At 41.5% G+C, this 19,628-nt stretch carries 13 protein-coding genes and 2 tRNA genes; 14 read left to right on the top strand and 1 reads right to left on the bottom strand.

What is annotated here, in order from left to right; translation table 11 throughout:
• Nucleotides 1-499: 499 nt before the first annotated feature.
• The 9 genes from MSBR3_RS14560 (at nucleotide 500) to cobT (ending at nucleotide 11,943) form a co-directional block, all read left to right on the top strand.
• Nucleotides 500-2,941, top strand: coding sequence for a sodium-translocating pyrophosphatase (locus MSBR3_RS14560; RefSeq protein WP_155396831.1), 2,442 nt, complete (start codon nucleotides 500-502; stop codon nucleotides 2,939-2,941).
• Between the two features lie 871 nt (nucleotides 2,942-3,812).
• A complete protein-coding gene (locus tag MSBR3_RS14555; protein WP_048108930.1) occupies nucleotides 3,813-4,931 on the top strand; it encodes an MFS transporter in 1,119 nt (372 codons plus the stop codon).
• Nucleotides 4,932-5,282: 351 nt separating this feature from the next.
• Nucleotides 5,283-6,440 carry an MFS transporter gene (locus MSBR3_RS14550; protein ID WP_048108929.1) on the top strand — a complete coding sequence of 386 codons (1,158 nt, stop codon included), beginning with the start codon at nucleotides 5,283-5,285 and terminating at the stop codon, nucleotides 6,438-6,440.
• A gap of 149 nt (nucleotides 6,441-6,589) precedes the next feature.
• Nucleotides 6,590-7,075, top strand: coding sequence for an RNA-binding protein (locus tag MSBR3_RS14545; protein ID WP_048108928.1), 486 nt, complete (start codon nucleotides 6,590-6,592; stop codon nucleotides 7,073-7,075).
• A 170-nt stretch (nucleotides 7,076-7,245) separates the two neighbouring features.
• Nucleotides 7,246-7,626 (top strand): cell division protein SepF, encoded by a 381-nt coding sequence (locus MSBR3_RS14540; RefSeq protein WP_048108927.1) that lies wholly within the window; start codon nucleotides 7,246-7,248, stop codon nucleotides 7,624-7,626.
• Nucleotides 7,623-8,264, top strand: coding sequence for a ZPR1 zinc finger domain-containing protein (locus MSBR3_RS14535; RefSeq protein ID WP_048108926.1), 642 nt, complete (start codon nucleotides 7,623-7,625; stop codon nucleotides 8,262-8,264). Before MSBR3_RS14540 ends, MSBR3_RS14535 begins: the two co-directional genes overlap by 4 nt.
• A gap of 533 nt (nucleotides 8,265-8,797) precedes the next feature.
• Nucleotides 8,798-10,240, top strand: coding sequence for a proline--tRNA ligase (gene proS / locus MSBR3_RS14530; RefSeq protein ID WP_048108925.1), 1,443 nt, complete (start codon nucleotides 8,798-8,800; stop codon nucleotides 10,238-10,240).
• Between the two features lie 508 nt (nucleotides 10,241-10,748).
• Nucleotides 10,749-10,931: a hypothetical protein gene (locus MSBR3_RS20745; protein WP_196296959.1), complete on the top strand. Its 183-nt coding sequence runs from the start codon at nucleotides 10,749-10,751 to the stop codon at nucleotides 10,929-10,931.
• The gene (cobT, locus tag MSBR3_RS14525; protein ID WP_048108924.1) at nucleotides 10,894-11,943 is read left to right on the top strand and encodes a nicotinate mononucleotide-dependent phosphoribosyltransferase CobT; all 1,050 of its coding nucleotides are present in this window, start codon (nucleotides 10,894-10,896) and stop codon (nucleotides 11,941-11,943) included. Before MSBR3_RS20745 ends, cobT begins: the two co-directional genes overlap by 38 nt.
• A gap of 573 nt (nucleotides 11,944-12,516) precedes the next feature.
• Here the strand turns inward: cobT and MSBR3_RS20740 are convergent.
• Nucleotides 12,517-12,681 (bottom strand): hypothetical protein, encoded by a 165-nt coding sequence (locus MSBR3_RS20740; protein WP_196296958.1) that lies wholly within the window; start codon nucleotides 12,679-12,681, stop codon nucleotides 12,517-12,519.
• Nucleotides 12,682-13,375: 694 nt separating this feature from the next.
• Between MSBR3_RS20740 and MSBR3_RS14520 the strand changes: the two genes are divergently transcribed.
• The 5 genes from MSBR3_RS14520 to MSBR3_RS14500 all read left to right on the top strand — a co-directional run bounded on the left by MSBR3_RS14520 (nucleotide 13,376) and on the right by MSBR3_RS14500 (nucleotide 19,598).
• Nucleotides 13,376-13,448 (top strand) — tRNA-Asn (locus MSBR3_RS14520).
• Between the two features lie 118 nt (nucleotides 13,449-13,566).
• Nucleotides 13,567-13,641 (top strand) — tRNA-Ile (locus MSBR3_RS14515).
• Between the two features lie 852 nt (nucleotides 13,642-14,493).
• Nucleotides 14,494-16,230: an ABC transporter ATP-binding protein/permease gene (locus MSBR3_RS14510; RefSeq protein ID WP_048108923.1), complete on the top strand. Its 1,737-nt coding sequence runs from the start codon at nucleotides 14,494-14,496 to the stop codon at nucleotides 16,228-16,230.
• Complete coding sequence (gene cydC / locus MSBR3_RS14505) at nucleotides 16,208-17,971, top strand: thiol reductant ABC exporter subunit CydC (protein WP_048108922.1); 1,764 nt, start codon at nucleotides 16,208-16,210, stop codon at nucleotides 17,969-17,971. The genes MSBR3_RS14510 and cydC overlap by 23 nt, the downstream gene beginning before the upstream one ends.
• A gap of 43 nt (nucleotides 17,972-18,014) precedes the next feature.
• Nucleotides 18,015-19,598, top strand: a complete 1,584-nt coding sequence (locus tag MSBR3_RS14500) for an ABC transporter substrate-binding protein (protein ID WP_048108921.1) — start codon at nucleotides 18,015-18,017, stop codon at nucleotides 19,596-19,598.
• Nucleotides 19,599-19,628 lie beyond the last annotated feature (30 nt).

Here is a 19,628-nt window from a genome sequence, read left to right as displayed (position 1 = left end):
GACTCATGAACATTTATAAGTTAGTTTTAGAGCTGACTTTGCTGATCATGCCTAACTATCACTACTATAATTCCTGTGATGTGCATAAGCATACTCTTTGCGACAAGGAGTACGTCACGAATTGCCTTGTACTACCTTCCATTTGGGGTAATTCCACTATGAGGCGCATCAGTAATAACGCAGATCAAATTATAGACTCAAGACTTATTTTTGAAGGTTTTGTTATGAGGTGTATTGTGGTAGTGTAGACATACGCACGCTGACCATAATACACAAATCAAAAAGCCTGAAAGTCTGGTCTAAGTCATCTGCCAGGATAGAAATAACACTTGGTTTTAAGGATGCTGGGGAAGGGCAGTTATATAGGTTTAACGCATTTAAAAGACCCTAACTCCCCACAAACTGCACAAAACCATAAAGATAATCGTTTACATTTCCACTGAAATTAACCTTTAACCAATTTATTGTCAAAAATGTGATGAGAGAAGTGATCGGCTAAATGGAGATTATAACCAAAAATAAGGTGGTCAAGGCAACACTAGAAAGCCTTATTGGCCTGACCATAATGTCGCTAACACCGGCAATAGCAGCTGCCAGTGAAGCGAATCTTAAAATTCCGAATTTAAGCCAGGAGCAAAATAATTTGTTGCTCTGGGGTATCGTAGTCTGTGTATTAGGCATGCTGTTTGGTCTTTACCAGTTTATGAAGGTGAAAAAAATCGGTGCCCATCAGTCCATGCTGGACGTGGCCGACACAATTTACGAGACCTGTAAAACTTATCTTATCCAGCAGGGCAAACTGCTGTGCATACTATTTGTTTTCATCGGCTTATGTATAGCCTTTTACTTTGGCTTCCTTCAGAAAATGCATCTGAGCGGAGTACTGCTTATCATGGCCTGGACCGTTTTAGGGATACTGGGTTCTTACTCGGTCGCCTGGTATGGCATTCGTATGAATACTCTGGCCAACAGCAGAACAGCATTTGTTTCTCTGGAGAAAAAACCTCTTAAACTATTAAATATCGCTCTTGATGCAGGGATGAGCATAGGCGTGCTTCTGGTCTGTGTTGAGCTGATAATGATGTTAATTATACTGCTGTTTGTTCCTAGAGAATTGGCCGGTTCAAGCTTTATAGGCTTTGCAATAGGAGAGTCTCTGGGAGCCAGCGCTTTACGTATTGCAGGCGGAATATTTACCAAGATCGCAGATATCGGCTCCGACCTGATGAAAATCGTTTTTGGTATAAAGGAAGATGACCCTCGTAATCCAGGTGTTATTGCTGACTGTACTGGAGATAATGCAGGTGACAGCGTAGGACCAACTGCAGATGGATTTGAAACTTATGGTGTAACCGGAGTCGCCCTTGTCTCTTTCATAGTTCTGGCTGTACAGCCCGACCTGACAGGCATCCTACTTACCTGGATCTTTGTCATGCGTATACTCATGATCATTACTTCCGTAGCCTCTTTCTATATCAATAGGGCACTCAGCCAGGCAAGATTCGGCAGCAAAGATGATTTTGATTTTGAACAGCCACTGACCAGTCTAATATGGATTACCTCTATTTTTTCTATAATCGGAACCTTTGCCGTAAGTTATTACATCTTGGGACCTAGCTCCGGAGTGCCTGTCGCGCTGGAGAACCTCTGGCTGGTACTCTCAATAATAATAAGCTGCGGTACCCTGGGAGCGGCTTTAATTCCCGAATTTACCAAAATCTTTACCAGCCCGAATTCCAAGCATGTAGCCGAAGTTGTCAAAGCTTCCAGAGAAGGCGGTCCGTCTCTGAATATTCTTTCCGGACTGGTCGCAGGCAATTTCAGTGCATTCTGGATCGGTATGGTCTTCTTCTTGCTTATGTTCGTTGCCTACTATGCTAGCGGGTATGGTTTAAGTGACATAATGATTTATCCTTCCATATTCGCATTCGGACTGGTAGCTTTCGGGATGCTTGGCATGGGCCCTGTTACCATAGCAGTTGACAGTTATGGACCTGTAACAGATAACGCTCAGTCAATTTACGAGCTGTCACTTATAGAAACAATTCCCAAAATTAAGGAGCAGATCCAGAGAGAATTTAACTTCAAACCGGATTTTGATAAAGCCAAACATTACCTGGAAGCAAATGACGGAGCAGGAAATACCTTTAAGGCTACAGCCAAACCGGTCTTAATAGGTACAGCTGTGGTTGGTGCCACAACGATGATCTTCTCTTTGGTTCTTGTTATTAGAGATGTTCTTGGAGTACAACCTGAAGAAATTCTGACACTGCTTAACCCCTATACCATCTTCGGACTATTAGCAGGAGGCTGTGTAATTTACTGGTTTACCGGAGCATCGACCCAATCCGTGACTACAGGAGCCTATCGGGCAGTTGAATATATTAAAAGGAACATACAGCTTGATGAAGACGCCAACCAGAAGGCAGCTACGGAAAAGTCAAAAGAAGTGGTAAAGATCTGCACCCAGTATGCACAGCAGGGTATGTTCAATATTTTTATCACTATATTCTCCTTTACTCTGGCATTTTCCTGTCTCTCTGCTCCAATAGCCGGAAATGATTCGGTGGCGCTTTTTGTCTCCTATCTAATTTCCATTGCGGTATTCGGACTGTTCCAGGCCGTGTTTATGGCAAATGCCGGCGGATGCTGGGATAATTCCAAAAAAGTTGTAGAAGTAGACCTTCAGGAGAAAGGTACCGATTTACATGAAGCCACGGTGGTAGGCGATACTGTAGGTGATCCTTTCAAAGATACCTCATCAGTTGCCCTCAACCCAATCATCAAGTTCACCACACTATTTGGCCTGTTAGCCATGGAAATCGCTATTTCCGAATCCTTCCGAAATATCGCTCCCTATGTAGGTGGCGTATTCCTGTTGGTTGGTCTGATCTTTGTCTGGCGTTCATTCTACAGAATGAGAATTCCGACAAATGATTAATTAAGGAATTTTATTAGCTGCTAACAAGGAATGTGGGATCAAGCCTTACAACACCAAGTGTTGTGAGGCTTTTCCTTAATAGTGACTTTTACGAAGCAGCAAATCTTATTTTTAACTTTTTTACAGTAAAAACAAATACTATTTTTTAGAGAGTACTTCTATCTTTTTTCTTTCCAGTATAGGAAAAAGGAACTTTGGATTCTGAAAAGTTAATAGCAATTTCTCAATTTATATACAAATCTGGGTTATTTTAAAGAAGTAATGAACTAAGAAGTAGTGGACTAAGAAGTAGTGGACTAAGAAATAATGAACTAAGAAATAATGAACTAAGAAATAATGAACTAAGAAATAATGAACTAAGAAATAATGAACTAAGAAGTAGTGAACTAATAAGCTAAAAAATGAGAAAAGATTTTGATCATTCTAAAGAAATAACGGACTAATAAGCTAAAAAGTAAGAAAAAAAATTCAATTGACATCTATTAGATTGATAAGAAGAAGTAGTGTGAGCGGGTTGGGGAGTGGGGGGTCATATGGGGAGTGGGGGGTATGGTATGTGAAAAAAGTTTCCCGCTCACATTACTCACATTACCCCTATTCAAACTAATTATATAAATAGCTATGCATTCTATCTCATTTATTATAATAAGAGTGTCATGATCTATTGTCAACTTAAGGCTTAGCATCCATGTTTGATTTTCTTACATACATTATAACTATGCAACGGATATAAATCCCGTGAAGGGTTGAAGGAACCTTTAAAAATTGTCTCAGGGCATTTTAACCTGTGAGCGGTGTTTTTTTCGAAAGCTGCTGAGGGCAGGAAACTACGGACAAGAATCTATATACCTGGTTAAAGGTTTTTAGTCCTATGAATCTTGACAGGCTTTTGATTTACGGAGCAGCTTTTACCATAATGGGACTCTCGAATGCTGTCATTCCTATCCTTCCGGAGCTTGCAGACCTGAGTAATAATTCTTATGGAGGGTTCGCCTTAAGCCTGTTGTTTTCCGCCTACTTTCTCGGAGCCCTGGGAACAATGCTACCTTTTGGGATTCTTGCGGACAGGTTCGGCAATTTTAAGTTCATAGCACTGGGTATTATCCTTACGGTAATTTCAGGGTTGACAATTCTGCTTTCCGAAAACCTCTGGATTCTTTTGATTGCAAGGTTTATAGAAGGTTCTGCCTGTGGAGCCTTTCTTCCGGCTGCTTTTGCCATATTATCCAAACTCAGTAATCCAGGGCGCTATTTAGGAGAGCTGACTTTTCTTTTCAATGCTGGCCTGGCGACAGGAGCTTTTCTCTCAGGGATGCTGGCAGACGCCTATCTGAAAGGAGCAATCCTGATTTTTACAGTTCTTACTTTCCTTTTGACCACTTACCTGTTATCCAGATGCAGGGGCCTGGTTGGTCTTGAAAGCTCAGCGAAAGCAGGTGCATTAAAAAGTTCCGGTCTTTTCCGAAAGCCTTACAAAGAAACTAAGAAGCTCCTCAGCCGTAGCAATTTCGGGATTTGGTTCAGTTCTTTTCTGCTTAATGGAGCCATCGGAGTGCTTCTAGCCTACTATCCTGATTACAGCCTGGGTACTATAACAAAAGCCCAACTTGGGATCTCGATTTCCAGTCTTTATGTCTGTGCAATGATTACCTCTCTGCTTGGAGGACGTTTCAAAGTAAAGGAAAAAAACTTAATTAAAATTGGAATGGGATTTTCAGCTTTTGGGGCTCTCTCTGCAATAAAATATCCCTTGCTGGGGTTCTCAAGTATTGGTGGAGGGTCAGGAGTCGCAACTGTGGGTTTTGCCCTCGCTGTTGCCAGAATGAATGCTGACAGAGGCCTTGCAATGGGGCTTTTCAATACGACTATATATGCAGGGCTTTCTCTTGCTCCGATTATTGCAGGGTTTTTTGTAGATTTTGTGAGTTTTGAAAAACTGTTTATAGCAAATGGGTGTATCCTTGCAGTTGGTATTATATTGAAGAACTAAAGACCCCCTGTAGGGTGTTAACCAGATTTTAGTTCGATAAGTTTCCTTTAATTGAATAGCAGAGAGCCTTGCGTAAGATATTTATTCTATGGAATTTCCTGAGCTATTCAGAAAGAGCCTTTAGAAATAAGATTACGTTTAAGATTACGTTTAAGATTACGTTTAAGATTACGTTTAAGATAACGTTTTAGAAACATTAGACGTTTTTAAAATAAAACTACTTTTTAGAATGATAGTAGCACTCAGGATAAGAGTATTTTTCAAGAATAAACGGTTTTAGAAACCAGGAAAAAACAAAGATCGAGTAGAAAGTTAGCATATTGCTAAGTACATATAATAATAGGAAAGTCTATGAATCTCAAAAAGTTAACGCTTTATTCTTCAGTTTTTGCGCTACAGGGACTCTCAAACGCAGTAATCCCTGTTCTTCCGGAACTTGCCGGAGGAGATAGCGGAGATGTTGGGGTTTTCTCAAGCCTTCTGTTCTCCGGGTATTTTATTGGAGCTCTGCTTGCCCTTGTACCTCTTGGGATCCTGGCAGACAGGATAGGAAACCTGAAGGTGATAAGATTCGGAATGCTTCTTACTGCTTTATCGGGTTTTGTTATTGCATTTTCGAACGTCCCATTGATTCTTGGAGTTTTCAGGTTCCTGGAAGGAGTGGGCTGCGGGGCTTTTTTTCCTGCAGCTTTTTCCATAATTGCAGAATGGAAGGACAGCCAGCAAAGCCTTGGGGAATTCAATTTCCTGTTAAATGGTGGGCTGGCTGCAGGTGTTTTCTTCTCAGGAATGTTTGCGGGGTTTGGAATTAAAACCGCAATAACCAGCTTCACGATTCTTGCAGGGCTTTCCTGCCTTCTCCTCCTCTCGAAAGCCGGAGAACTGCTGTCTCCTGACAGTAACGGGAAATACTTTAAGCGTTCAGAAAGTGAAAACTCTATAAAAAACCAGCAGGGAACGCTTTTACTTCCCGAATTAAAAAGTTACCTGCAAAAAGCCAGGAAAACTCTGTTTCAGACCGATTTCGGAAAGATCTGGGCAATTTCAGTACTTCTTTATGGGACCACAGGGCTGTTGAGCGCAAACTATGCAGATTACAGTGCTGGCTTTCTGACAAAACCAGAACTCGGGCTGGCAATTTCAGCTTCTTATCTGGCTGCAATGCTGAGTTCCCTGATTGCAGGCAGAGTAAACATCAATTATAAAAATATAGTAAGGGCTGGAATAGTCCTTGCAGTTGCAGGTATTGTCCTTTCGGTAAAGCTGCCTTTACTAGCTTTCTTCCTTATAGGAGCAGGAGGGGGAACCGCAGTTGTAGGCCTGATAACGGCCGTTTCCAGAATTAGCTCAAGCGGCTTTGTAATGGGGCTTTTTAATACAGGAATTTATGCAGGACTCGGACTGGGTCCGGTTATTGGAAGTTTTTTTCTTGAACCCTTCGGTTATGAGACTGTATTTTTCGGAAGCGCCATTATACTGCTTACAGGGCTCTTTGCAAAAATTGATTGAAAGCACCCTGAAAGATTTGAAGTAAACACTCAAAGTGCAAACTAAATCTGAAACCTGTCCCAGGAAATCCCAGTGCTCCACATAAGTTTTAAAAAGCACAAAAACCCTATGCTATAAACAAATATAACATTTGAAAACCCGGTGATTAATTGAAAGTAAAGTCAAGAGTTCAACTAAGGAAGAATGTCAAGAACAAAATGTTGAAAGAACTTGTATCCACTTTCGGCGAAGAGCTGTCATATTTGGAAGATAAAACTCTGGAAAAAATTACCCTTGAGGAATACTCCCTTATTCTGGTGGACGGCAAGCCTTTGCTTTTTGAAATAGAAGGACATCTTTTTCCTACCGTCCGCGGAGCTCTTGAGATGGGACTTCAAAAGCGTATTGTAACCGTGGATAAAGGAGCTATCCGTTTTGTTTCAAACGGTGCGGATATCATGGCCCCTGGAGTTGCGGCAGCTGATCCCGAAATAAAAAAAGGAGACTTCGTAATTATAGTCGAAGAAACTCATCAAAAACCTCTTGCAATTGGAAAAGCTATTATGGGAGGGCCGGAAATGGTTGAAGCTACTTCAGGTAAAGCCATAAAGTCTATAACCCATGTAGGAGACAAACTCTGGAACACGGAATTCTGACAGTTCCCTATAAAATATACTTTCATTAACGGAACCTGAGGGTAGGGGACGTGAACCCCTTAAATTGAATGAAAACCCGGATCAGCTTTATAATAGCAAAATTAATTAATATAGATTTCAATATAGGACAATGCGATTCGAATTTTAAAAAATATAAAAGGTGCGCATAAATGGCAAAACTCATAGACAAGCTCCTTGGCAGCAATGTAAAAAGTCCAACCAGTCCAGAAGATTACACTGAGATTGATCTCAGCAAGTATGAAGAAGTTCTCGAGGACGAGCCTGCAGAAACTTATGTAAAGATTGCAGAGATCTCGAGTATCAATCAGGTATCCCAGCTCAAGCAGGAAATTTATAACGGAAATATCGTTATTGTAGATATTTCAAACATCAGGGGTGATGACCTGCTTAGAGATAGGGTTTTAAAAGAGCTGAAAGATGTTATTATCGATGTCCATGGAGATATCGCAGGGGTTAAAGGAAATACCGTAATTGTAACTCCTACAGGCATTAAAATCGACAGAGCTAAAATTTCTGGTGGAAAATATTGAACCCGGATTTCTTAAAACAGGAAAGGTTTGAAACAAAAATCTGCTGCCCTTTATGCCAGACGGATCTGGTGATGAACTGGCAGAGAGATAATATTCCCTATTTCGGGGAGATCATGCATATCAGTGCAAGATGCCAGTGCGGTTTCCGTTTTGCAGATACCATGATTCTCTCGAGTAAGGAGCCCATGCGCTATGAGATGCCAGTTGAAACCAGTGAAGACCTGGATGCAAGGGTCATCCGTTCAACCTCAGGAACGATCCGCATCCCGGAGATGGGTGTTACCGTCGAACCCGGATCAGTCTCGGAGTCATATATAACGAATATCGAAGGTGTATTGCAACGGATTCGGGATGTTCTTCTGACTGCGAGCAGATGGGTACAGGGAGATGAAGAGAAATCCTCACGCAGCGAGGAGCTCCTGTGTATGCTTGAAGATGTGATTGAGGGCAAGGGAAAAATCACAGTCATAATTGAAGATCCTCTCGGAAACAGTGCGATAATTTCAAAGAAGGCAAAAGCTACCAAACTCTCCGAAGAAGAAGCCCAGAAGTTAAATACTGGCATGATCGTTTTCGATGTTAACAAATCCGAGCTCGTAAATGATGTCTCAGACAATGTTCAGCCCCTCGGAGATTAATTCTTTTTTCCGGTTTTTCACAGCTTGACAAATTCCTGGGGCATATTCCCCAATATAGTTATTAACTTCTATTCCATAAAGGCAGGCATATTACGGGCTATGAAGGCAATTTCATGTCAGGATGCTACATCCTCAAGGTGACATTTCTCAAAATATCCCAACTCAAAATATGACTGCCCGGAAAAACTTTCTACAGGACTTCCGGAAAAACATGCTTGCTGCAAAGATTATTGTATTCTCCTGAAGCAAGCCTTTAAATTGCCCAATAGAGCTGTATATTTGATTCAAGAAGTTCTGATTTGAACAGAAGATATAAACAGAAGATATAAAGATAGATTTCACCTGTATCTATCAAAATTGTGTCGTGTCTATCAAAATCATGCAGTGTCTATCAAAATCATGTAGTGTCTATCAAAATCATGCAGTGTCTATCAAAATCTCGTCAATTTACACATTTGTTTAATTGGTTTGAAAGTTTACTCAGTTTAATTTACGAATTCAACTATTTCAGATTGCTATAATACGGTGAAGGTATGGCAGAAAGCGAAAAAGAAGCAGCATTATCTCCAAAAGAGGAATTCAGCGAATGGTATAACGAACTCCTGTGGATGGCCGAAATAATGGACGTCCGCTATCCTGTAAAAGGATTATATGTCTGGTATCCCTTCGGCTTTGCAATCCGAAGAAACACATACAACATTATAAGAGAAATTCTTGACAACAGTGGACACCAGGAAGCCCTTTTCCCTCTTCTCATCCCCGAAAACGAGTTCATGAAAGAAGCCGAGCATATTAAAGGCTTTGAAGATGAGGTATACTGGGTAACTCATGGCGGAAGAGACCCGCTTGATATTCCTCTGGCCCTTCGCCCAACAAGTGAGACTGCCATTTACCCTATGTACAAAATGTGGGTCAGGTCCCATGCGGATTTTCCTGTCAAAATATATCAGATAGTCAATACTTTCCGCTATGAAACGAAACATACACGTCCTTTGATAAGGCTTAGAGAGATTACCTCCTTTAAAGAGGCCCACACAGTCCATGCTACCTGGGAGGATGCCGAAGCTCAGGTTAAGGAAGCTATCAGGCTCTATACTGAAATATACCGCAGGCTCGCAGTCCCTGTGCTTCGCTCAAGGAGACCTGATTGGGATAAGTTCCCGGGTGCGGATTATACCGATGCCCTTGATGCAATTATGCCTGACGGAAAGACCCTTCAGATCGGTACAGTCCACCATTTGGGGGATAACTTTGCAAAGACATTTGACATTAAATATGAAGCCCCTGACGGAGAGCAGCGTTACGCCTATCAGACCTGTTACGGAATTTCCGAAAGGTCGATCGCAGCCACCATTTCTATCCATGGAGATGATAAAGGGCTGGTTTTACCTCCCGAGATCGCGCCTGTACAGGTTGTAATTATTCCAATCATCTTCAAGAAAGGTGCTGAAGAGGTACTTGCAGCCTGCAAGGATGTCAAGGAACGCCTGACTAAAGCCGGAATCAGAGTCGAAATCGATGCAAGTGACCTTCGTCCCGGAGCAAAGTACTACAAGTGGGAAATGAAAGGTGTGCCTCTCAGGCTTGAAATCGGACCAAGAGACCTTCAGAACAATGTCGCTGTAGCTGTCAGGAGAGATACCGGAGAAAAAGAACAGATCCCGCTATCTGACATTGAAACTCGTGTGAGTTCAAAGTTTGAGGCAATTCACGAAAGCCTGTATCAAAAAGCAAAAACCGAACTTGAAAACCGCGTGTTTGACTGTGACGAACTTGAAGAAGTAAAGGAAAAAATCCAGATGGGCGTCGCAACAATTCCCTGGTGCGGAAAGAGAGAATGCGGACTTGCTATGGAAGACGTAATAGGTGCAGGAATCCTTGGAATTCCTCTTGAACAAAAAAGAGACCGAAAAGAAAAGTGCCCTATATGCGGGGAAGAAACCGAAACTCGTGTTTACGTGGCAAGAACATATTAAAAACAAAGTTTTTCTAAAGCAAATGGAAAGCCGATATTCTGTACCTGCTCCGGCTTTCATCTTTCTATTTTTATTCTACGCAGGTTATTATACAGTCTTTACAGTCTGAGTGAATCTGAAACCAAAATAACCAACTTGTTATATATAGAAACCTACTCAACTGATCTTTAATAAAAACTCAGTAAAAATCAAGTTGCTGAGTTCGAAATAAACGAGAAATAAAGTAAACTTAACTTGATCAATGTTAAATTATATTTGCTTATGGATAAATATTAAATAGTAAGTTGAAGAATTCTCATTGGATTTCAGAAAGAATCAACCCTTATTAAAAACTGCTTGACCGCAAGCCTTTTAAAAAAAGGCTTGAGCGAAAACTACTGCTAAATCTAAAACATCATGACGGCGTGATCACAAGCCTTTTCAAAAAAGGCTTGACCGAAAATTACTGCTAAATCTAATACGTCATGACGGGATCAACCGGTGCAACGGTTGATCAAAAACCATGGTAATGTTTGAGTTGAAATCTTCCCCAAACCCTATCGGCGTGATAAACCGGCGCAACGGTTTTGATCAACCGGCGCAACGGTTGCGGGTCAACGGTTGCGGGTCAACAGTTGTGAGTAAGTTGATTCTATTCATAAAGGAGATACTATATGGCCTGGATCGAACCGGAAGTAACCAGAAAACCTAAAAGACCGATGTTTTTATGCGTGCTTTCCAATACTAAAACCGCACATATTCCCAAGCTTTCAGCTGCAGGAAAAACGGCTGAACTTACGGACTATACGCCTGCAGGAGATGCGGAACTTATGGAAACAGGAAACATTATTAGTGTACCCGTTCTCCCCATGACTCCTCCTTATGATACTCCTACTCCTGCAATTATGACCCGTTCGGCGTTGAAGCTTACGGACGCTCCATATCATTTCATTAATTCCGGTCTTATTGTAACTCCGGAAGTTCCCTGCATTGACCTTAAGGCAAAACCCGGAGAAGATATCCGGGAACCAATTGCAGTTTATGATGTACAGGAAATCTGCATGCGAGCAAAGTTTCTGGCAAAAAGGCTCAGAAACCAGGTAGACCATGTAGTTATCGGAGAAAGCATTCCAGGTGGCACAACAACTGCAATGGGGGTTTTAATGGCGCTGGGATACAACGGAAATGTCAGCAGCAGTGCTGATGAAAACCCTCTCGTACTGAAGAAACAGGTCATTGAAGAAGGCTTGAAAGCATCAGGCCTGACCTTTGGCTGCCTGAAAGATGATCCCATGAAAGCTATCGCCTGCATGGGAGACCCGATGATGCCTGCTGTCGTCGGTCTTGTTACAGGTTTCCAGGGCACTGATGTTAGTGTTGTACTTGCTGGAGGGACTCAGATGGTAGCAGTATATGCACTGATAAAACATCTCGGTCTCAATACGGAAAAGCTGGCAATTGCCACTACCCGGTATGTTGTGGAAGATAAATCCGCAAACTTTATCGAACTTACCAGAGTTCTCGGTGTACCTGCTGTCTACGTTGCAGACCCTGGGTTTGGAAAGTCCGAACTAAAAGGGCTTCATAGGTATGAGACAGGTACGATCAAGGAGGGCGCAGGAGCTGGTGGTGCAATGTATCTTGCAGGCCTTTACGGAATCTCTCAGGACGATTTCAGGTCCGAAGTAGAAAACGTTTGCAAACTGCTAAAAGCAGGGCATTGAAAAATCCGCTTTCGGACTGGTTTTACCTGGATTAATCTCCTTAAAGTCTTCTTAACTCAACTTCCTCTTTATTTTTTATATTACTTCTTCTAACTGTAAGTGCTTAAGAACACATGAAATTTTCAATTAAGTATGATCAGTGATTTTTCAAAAATATTAACTATTTAAAAACAATAATCAATATAAAATAAACGAATAACTATTAAATTCTGCATTAGATCTTACGAAAATTTTAAAAATAACTAAAAATTGGAAAAGAGAACTTGAGAGATATTAAGGCTCTTAAGAAGCTAATTTTTCCAGCTTTTCAAAAACTAAATTTTTTTCCAATTCAGGTCTCTATTACAGCGATTCAGACGTTTTCATAAGTTTTGAAGGTGAAAACTTCAGGTCTACAGATGTCGGTTTATGGGAGTGGAAGACGTTTGCCTCCCCTGATAAATATACTTCCGAACTCACACTTCCACAGTTCCGGCAGTAGTAGAAGACATTAGAACCCATGACTTGACGTTTCAACGTTGTCTGACATACACTGCAAAACATAGAAACACTTGCATTTTTCATGCAGGGCCCTCATTCGTAAATCATGATAGAATCGAGCCTTGCAGTACCCACTTTTGTCCAGTACTTACAAACACTGCAGTACTCCATCTTTCCATCCGAGCTCACTTTCAGTCTAGCATGGCACTTTGGGCATATTTTTAGCCGTTTCGTAACTAATCCCCCTTGGATTTCCATTTTTAAGCTGCAAGATCAGGTGGTCAAAATTCCAGAGACTGAAAAGATATCCTGACAGTACACAAAAGGGCTGAAAGTATATCCGTCAGTATGGAAAAATTACTGATCCTAATCTTGAAGTTATATTTTAAAGTTGTTTTTGACCTTTAATTGACAATACATTAATTCCCCCGGACAGGACCTCGGATAAAAGGCATTTTAAGCTATGAGTGTATTGCTTAAAAATCATACCTGTCCCACCTCGCTGCAAAATACTACAACAAGCTACCAAATATTATTCCTGATAGGATATAAGTTTTAGCTCAAAATCAGTAGTTCCGATCAGACTAACTTCCGAATGATAAAAACATATTAACTTACTTTTTATCTATTTATTTTCAAAGTGGACTATTGGACTATATTGTTAATCAAATCAAAAATTCTTAAGCTATAACTGCTCTTTTATTTTTCAAAAGATAATATGAATAAGTGAAAAATATAAATCAAAACAGTTAAAAATAATCCACATAAACTGACTGAGAGATCATAGTTTTGACTATCTTGATACTATTCTGTGCCAGCTAATACCTTTATCATCAGATTTTCAGCGCATAAATGGGTGTGGAAACCGTTCAAAGCGAAATATATAAATAATATTATCGCTTTAGGAATGTTCGCGACGGGATGAGCAAAACGTGCACATCCGATTGTGTAAGCCGCTTTAACTCAGTTGGTAGAGTGTCTGGCTGTTAACCAGAATGTCGTAGGTTCGAGCCCTGCAAGCGGCGTAAAATCTTTGTACTTCTTATTTCTTGTACTATTCTTCCCAGAATAGACGAAACATATGCAAAAACTTTATCAATATCTCCATACTATTAGCTACTAATAGTATGATAAAATCAATAAGGGCCTGTAGCTCAGTCAGGTTAGAGCGCTCGGCTCATAACCGAGCGGTCACCGGTTCAAATCCGGTCAGGCCCATAAAAATTTGCATAGTTATAAAGCGTTATTGATTTTCTGCGTTTTCTTTTATAATATCTTTTTTCCTGTGAATTGCCCTGTCAATAAAATGTGCATGTAGTCACCATATTATTATAATTTTATATATACCACTCCAGAAGCTATAAACAATTTTATAGAGATTTCTAAGACATTTTTTTCAATTTAAAGCTCAGACTCAAGCAAATTACTTTCACACCGCTACCCGGACTAATATAAACGATTTTGAACAATTCTAAATCAAAAGGTATTACGATACCCAGTAATTTTGGATTAAAAACGAGATTATTATGTAAGGTGGCGCGCGGGTTGTTTTTTGAGGAAGTCTTTGGTTTTGATGAATTGCATATTCAATAAGAAGATTCAATTGAAAACCTGCGCTCATACATTTTTGAGACTTTTTTCGGATCTGTAGAACCACTAACTGAAAAAACATGAATCTCTAACTATTTTCACCTTTTTTACCTTTCAAATAATTCACGCAGACTACAATATCGAGACTTAGTGGATCTTTTCCTTGTAAGGACATAATATACTCAAGGTAACAGGACTTCGGTACTTCTAGTAGGTTCTTCCTCTGTATTCGGTTAAGGACTCTGTTAACTTTAAATGACTACTGTAATTATCTATCCATCTTGATTTACATTTAGAGATTAACAGAAAAAGCAATGAAAATAACACCTTATATATCATATCTTAACTGAATACAAATGGATAACTATTTATAGTAATTTTTTGTATGGTAAAGGTGTTACCAAAATAAGTAAATTTCATACTATACAAGTTTCATCGCAGGCCATTATCTACTGAATTAGTCCGTTGGAAAGGTTTCAAGTGATTCTACGACTGCTGAGCGTTACAAAAGGCGCGAGAGGTTCGCTTCTTGCAAAAGCACTGATAGGCATGCTAATAACAGGGACATATATTGTTCAAGCCTTTTTATTGGCGAAAGGCGTGAGTTATGCTTTTGCTGAGTTAAATTGGCGTCTCTTCATTCCGATAATTCTCGGAATTGCACTTATGGTCGTGCTGAGAGCTCATTTGTTATGGATAAGAGAAATATTTGGGAAATATGCGGCTGAGAGAGTTAAAGAGACCTTGAGAATTAACCTTTTTGAACATTTCTTTCATTTAGGTCCGGCATATATGGAGGACGGCCGCACAGGAAAGCTCCAGTCGATATTCATTGATGGCGTTGAAGCTTTGGAAGTGTTTCTAGTTGACTATATCCCTCAGGTGTTGGTCACTGCCATCGGTCTTATATGCATTCTTCCTTATATGGCAAGCCTGGACCCACTGGTGGGTGTGATTGTTTTCGTATCAATTCTTATATCAGTGCTCTGCCCGATGTTCTGGGACAAACTGATGAACAAAATCGGCCACGGTCATTGGGAATCCTACGGGAACCTCAATTCGCAGTTTGTGGACGCGATGCAAGGAATGACAACACTCAAAGCATTCAATGCGAGTGATGAAAAAGGCAACGAGCTCGAACGAGATGCCAACGAATTGTATAATCACACAATGAAAAAGCTCAATGTGTCGCTGATCAGCTCCGCATTTGTCGGCTTCGCTACTGCGATCGGAACGGCATTGTCAGTCGGAATTGGCGCTTTCCACTTAAGCATGGGTATGCTTGCGATGTCAAGCCTGACTGTTATTCTGTTTTTGTCAACCGAATGCTTCAGACCAATTAACGATTTAAATGCGTATTGGCACAAATCGTTTTTGGGATTTTCGGCTGCTGAGAAAATGTTTGAATTTCTTGACACAACAATAACCGTTCTGGATAAAGGCAACGACAGGCTTGTTATTCCTGAGGGAATAAGACCTTCTATTGATTTTAATGCAGTTACATTCTCCTATAATGACGGAACGAGACCGGCACTCAAAAATCTCAACCTGTCAATTCCGTCGGGAGCGAAAATCGCACTCGTCGGTCAGTCAGGTGCCGGTAAATCTACTGTTGTCAATTTACTGCTCAGGTTTTTCGACCCGCAGACGGGTAGTATCAAAATCAGCAAAAAAGAGATTGGTAAATATTCAATCCAGGATCTTCGCCGTCAAATAACCGCCGTGTTTCAGGACACCTATCTATTTTACGGAACTGTTGAGGATAATATTCGCGTCGCAAAACCGGAGGCCTCCTTTGATGAGATAGAAGCTTGCTGCCGTAATTCAAAAGCCCATGATTTTATATCCGCGCTGCCACAAGGATATCAAACGATCGTCGGAGAAAGAGGCGTCAGGCTGTCTGGAGGCGAACGGCAAAGAATTTCGATAGCAAGAGCGATGCTCAAGGATGCACCGATACTTGTGCTTGATGAAGCAACATCGAATGTGGATGCTTCGAATGAAAGTGCAATACAGGAAAGTCTTGATCGTCTTGCGAGAAATAAAACCACTTTGGTAATTGCTCATCGGCTTTCAACAATAATAGACGCTACTGAAATATATGTGATGGAGAATGAGCATATTTGTGAACACGGGACAGCGCAAGAGCTGATATCCAGGGATGGAGCTTTTATGGAACTCATGAAGGCTCAAAATGCTGGAGAAAAAATGGGGTGAAAATCAGATGAAAATATTTATTAAGCTTCTGCCGCATCTGAAACCCGTCATAAACTCCATAATTCTCGGAATCATCACCGGAATTATGAATCAAGGCGCTGCAATCGCGTGTTCGGCTTACGGTGCTTATTTGGTCAGCCTGGCGATATTAGGGGCGGCACCCCATGCAATTTTGATCGGGATTTGGGTGCTCATTGCCTTAGTTGTTCTGCGAGCTGTCATGAGTTACGCTGAAATGTGGTATGCCCATAAAGCTGCCTATGGGATATTGGCTCATTTACGAGTAAAGCTGTACAGGGCTATTGAAAAAATTGCACCAAGTTATTTAATGAATAAACGGACGGGCGACCTTTCATCAACCCTGATGTCTGATGTTGAAACCTTGGAATGGTTTTATGCCCATACATATGGAGCAGCTTTTATTGCCGTGATCGTCCCGGTCATTGTTCTTGCCGTTATTGCAGTCTTAATTCATCCCTATCTTGCGCTTGTATTGATTCCGTGGCTTTTCCTGACCATCACAGTCCCGTTCTGGTTTCAAAACCGAGCGGAAATAGATGGACGTAAAATACGCGAAGGGCTTGCCGAAGTCAATTCGGAAGTAGTTGACGGTATCCAGGGAATTCGGGAAATATTGTCCTTCGGTTATGAATCATGGTACTTGAAAAAGCTCAGAAACGCGAATAAGTGTCTGTCGGCAGTACAGCGTAAATATGGAAGCAGACAGGGAATTGAAACAGGACTTCTTAATTTCTTCATGTCCGCCGGATTGCTGAGTGTCACAATCATCTCGGTATACCTGATAAAGAACGGGATGATGGGTCGACAATGGTATGCCGTATCGATCATTCTATCCATATATGTTTTTACGCCAGTCGTCGCCATCGGTACGATGGCAAGAAGCTTTGGCATTATGCAGTCATCAACTGATCGTGTTTTTACCGTGCTCGAGATGCCGGAAACAGTAAAAGACATGGTAAAGGTAAGCAAACCGTTGCAGAACAAGCTCAGCGTTGAATTCGACCATGTCAGTTTTCGATATAAAGAAGAACTGCCGCTCGTGTTAAAGGATGTTTCTTTTCGTGTGAGTCCCGGAGAGACTGTGGCGCTTGTCGGTCATTCCGGATCTGGAAAGTCCACCTGTGCGAACCTGTTGCTTCGATTCTGGGATGTCACGGAAGGCTGCATACGCGTCGGCGGTCAGGATGTACGTGATCTAAAGCAGCAGGACTTAAGGGACATTGTATCCATTGTGCCGCAGGATGTCTATCTTTTCAACTGCTCTATCAAGGATAACCTTCTGTTGAGCAAGAAAAACGCTACAGACACGGAAATCTATGAAGCGGCGAGAAAAGCCAGAATACATGATTTTATCATAAGCCTTCCGAACGGTTACGAGACGGAAGTTGGTGAACGCGGTGTGCAGCTGTCCGGAGGTCAGAGACAACGTATCGCAATTGCGAGAGCCTTGCTGAAAAATGCGCCAATACTGCTGATGGATGAAGCGGTTTCAAACCTGGACACAAAAAACGAGGAAGAACTCAGAGAAGCTTTACAAGAACTCAGCAAGAACAGGATTACACTTGTTATCGCTCATAGACTTTCAACGATTATGGCTGCGGATAAAATAGTTGTGCTTGAAAACGGAACAGTTGCGCAAACCGGCAGGCATGAAGAGATGATTTTACGTGACAGCACGTACTCGAGGCTTATCCGCACCCAATATGCAAAAATGGTGTAGATAAATTTTCATTTATAATATAGCACAAACGGAGGAAAATAGAATGAGATTTAAGAAAATCGCAGCGTTTGTCCTCTTGGCAGTTATGTTTATCACTCTGATGGCAGGCTGCGTCAGCAAGACAAGTACCCAAGAAAACACGAATACATCCGGTGGCGTAGCGTCGGGTAAAAATACGCTTGTTATCGGCGCGCTTGCCGACTTTAAGCAAGGTTCAGGCAAAGAAGGCCAGTCAATGGTGTTTGATTTAATGACACAACGGTCTGAGAGCATGGGCGTCGAACCTGGTATTATTGAGTCGTGGACAACGAACGCGGATCTGACAGAGTACACACTTAAAGTTCGCCAGAATGTCAAATTCACCGACGGCACACCCTTAACTGCCGATATTGTTAAATATTCACTGCAGGCCTGGGCTCCGTATTGTGATGGCAGCTTTATGTATTCTCTGAAATCAATGGACGTTGTTAACGACACTACCCTGGACGTAAAATTTACCAAGAGCTATGGCAACTTTCCGACGGAGATGACCAGAATTTATGTCTCGCTTCCAGGTTCTCTTGATGATAAGGGCAACGTTGTTAAATGGGTGGGAACAGGACCATTCATTCTTGATGATTATCAGACTGATCAAAGCGCGGCATTTAAAACAAACAAAGATTACTGGAACAAGAACAAAATACCTTCAATTGACGGCGTCAAGTGGGTCGTTATTCCTGATGAAAACTCGAGAATCATGGCGCTTCAAAGCGGTCAGGTGGATGTCATCGGCGTTGCTGAGCATTATTGCGCACTTTCCTACGCAGCTATTGCAGAGCTGAAAAAGGATGATAAATATGTTGTTGACTTAAATCCTGATAGCGGCTTGATCGCAACATATGTTTATAACTATGCTGAAGGGCCCATGACGGATATAAACCTCAGAAAAGCCGTTACATATGCAATTGACCGCAAGACTCTTGTCGATACCGTAATGTCCGGTTTGGGAGCTGAAAGCGGCGATTTCATGAGAAGAAAATATGACTTTTCGCCGAGAAACGAAAAGGAATATACTTACGACTTGGACGCAGCAAAGGCTGCACTGACAGCGGGCGGATATGCGGATACAAACGGTGACGGCATTGTCGAAAAGAATGGACAGCCTGTTGTTTTAAGGTTCGTAGTTGAGAGCGATGAAACCGCAAGAGCGACCGCTGTATTTGTTCAAGACTGCCTGAAGAAGATTGGCATAGATACAAAACTTGAAGCACTGGATGATTCAGCCAGAGCAGAAAAAGAAAAAAATGGCAATTTTGATATTGCATACACACATCCGTGGCTTACAACACCTCAAAGATACATGTCCTGGAGAGGCGCGGTCAACACCTATGATGATTTTGGAATCGGTTTTGGCGTTAGCGGCAACTTCTCAACGTATTTAGACGAAGTCTTATCGAAGAGCTCAAAAGACGATCTGTGGAACACTTTTGACAAGGTGTGGGCAGAAGAGTACGCGTTTTATCCTGGAACCGGATTGTACACAACACCAAGGGTGTTTATCCACTCGAAGGATGTGACAGGGTTTATTTTTAACCCAAATGAATGTGTCATTGATTTGTCCGGCGTGAAGATTACGGGATCAAAGTAAACAGAAAGCATATTCAAGCCTTAAGGTTTA

It is taken from the genome of Methanosarcina barkeri 3, assembly GCF_000970305.1.
Classification (GTDB): domain Archaea; phylum Halobacteriota; class Methanosarcinia; order Methanosarcinales; family Methanosarcinaceae; genus Methanosarcina; species Methanosarcina barkeri_A.
Note: the sequence above shows the minus strand (reverse complement) of the source record. Positions and strands in the feature narration are given on the sequence as shown.

Bases quoted from the DNA above. Each gene is read 5' to 3' on its own strand.
- cydC (WP_048108922.1), top strand. From the start codon at position 16,208: ATGCTGGAGAAAAAATGGGGTGAAAATCAGATGAAAATATTTATTAAG.
- MSBR3_RS14500 (WP_048108921.1), top strand. From the start codon at position 18,015: ATGAGATTTAAGAAAATCGCAGCGTTTGTCCTCTTGGCAGTTATGTTT.
- MSBR3_RS14555 (WP_048108930.1), top strand. From the start codon at position 3,813: ATGAATCTTGACAGGCTTTTGATTTACGGAGCAGCTTTTACCATAATG.
- cobT (WP_048108924.1), top strand. From the start codon at position 10,894: ATGGCCTGGATCGAACCGGAAGTAACCAGAAAACCTAAAAGACCGATG.
- MSBR3_RS14550 (WP_048108929.1), top strand. From the start codon at position 5,283: ATGAATCTCAAAAAGTTAACGCTTTATTCTTCAGTTTTTGCGCTACAG.
- MSBR3_RS20740 (WP_196296958.1), bottom strand. From the start codon at position 12,681: ATGGAAATCCAAGGGGGATTAGTTACGAAACGGCTAAAAATATGCCCA.
- proS (WP_048108925.1), top strand. From the start codon at position 8,798: ATGGCAGAAAGCGAAAAAGAAGCAGCATTATCTCCAAAAGAGGAATTC.
- MSBR3_RS14560 (WP_155396831.1), top strand. From the start codon at position 500: ATGGAGATTATAACCAAAAATAAGGTGGTCAAGGCAACACTAGAAAGC.
- MSBR3_RS20745 (WP_196296959.1), top strand. From the start codon at position 10,749: ATGTTTGAGTTGAAATCTTCCCCAAACCCTATCGGCGTGATAAACCGG.
- MSBR3_RS14540 (WP_048108927.1), top strand. From the start codon at position 7,246: ATGGCAAAACTCATAGACAAGCTCCTTGGCAGCAATGTAAAAAGTCCA.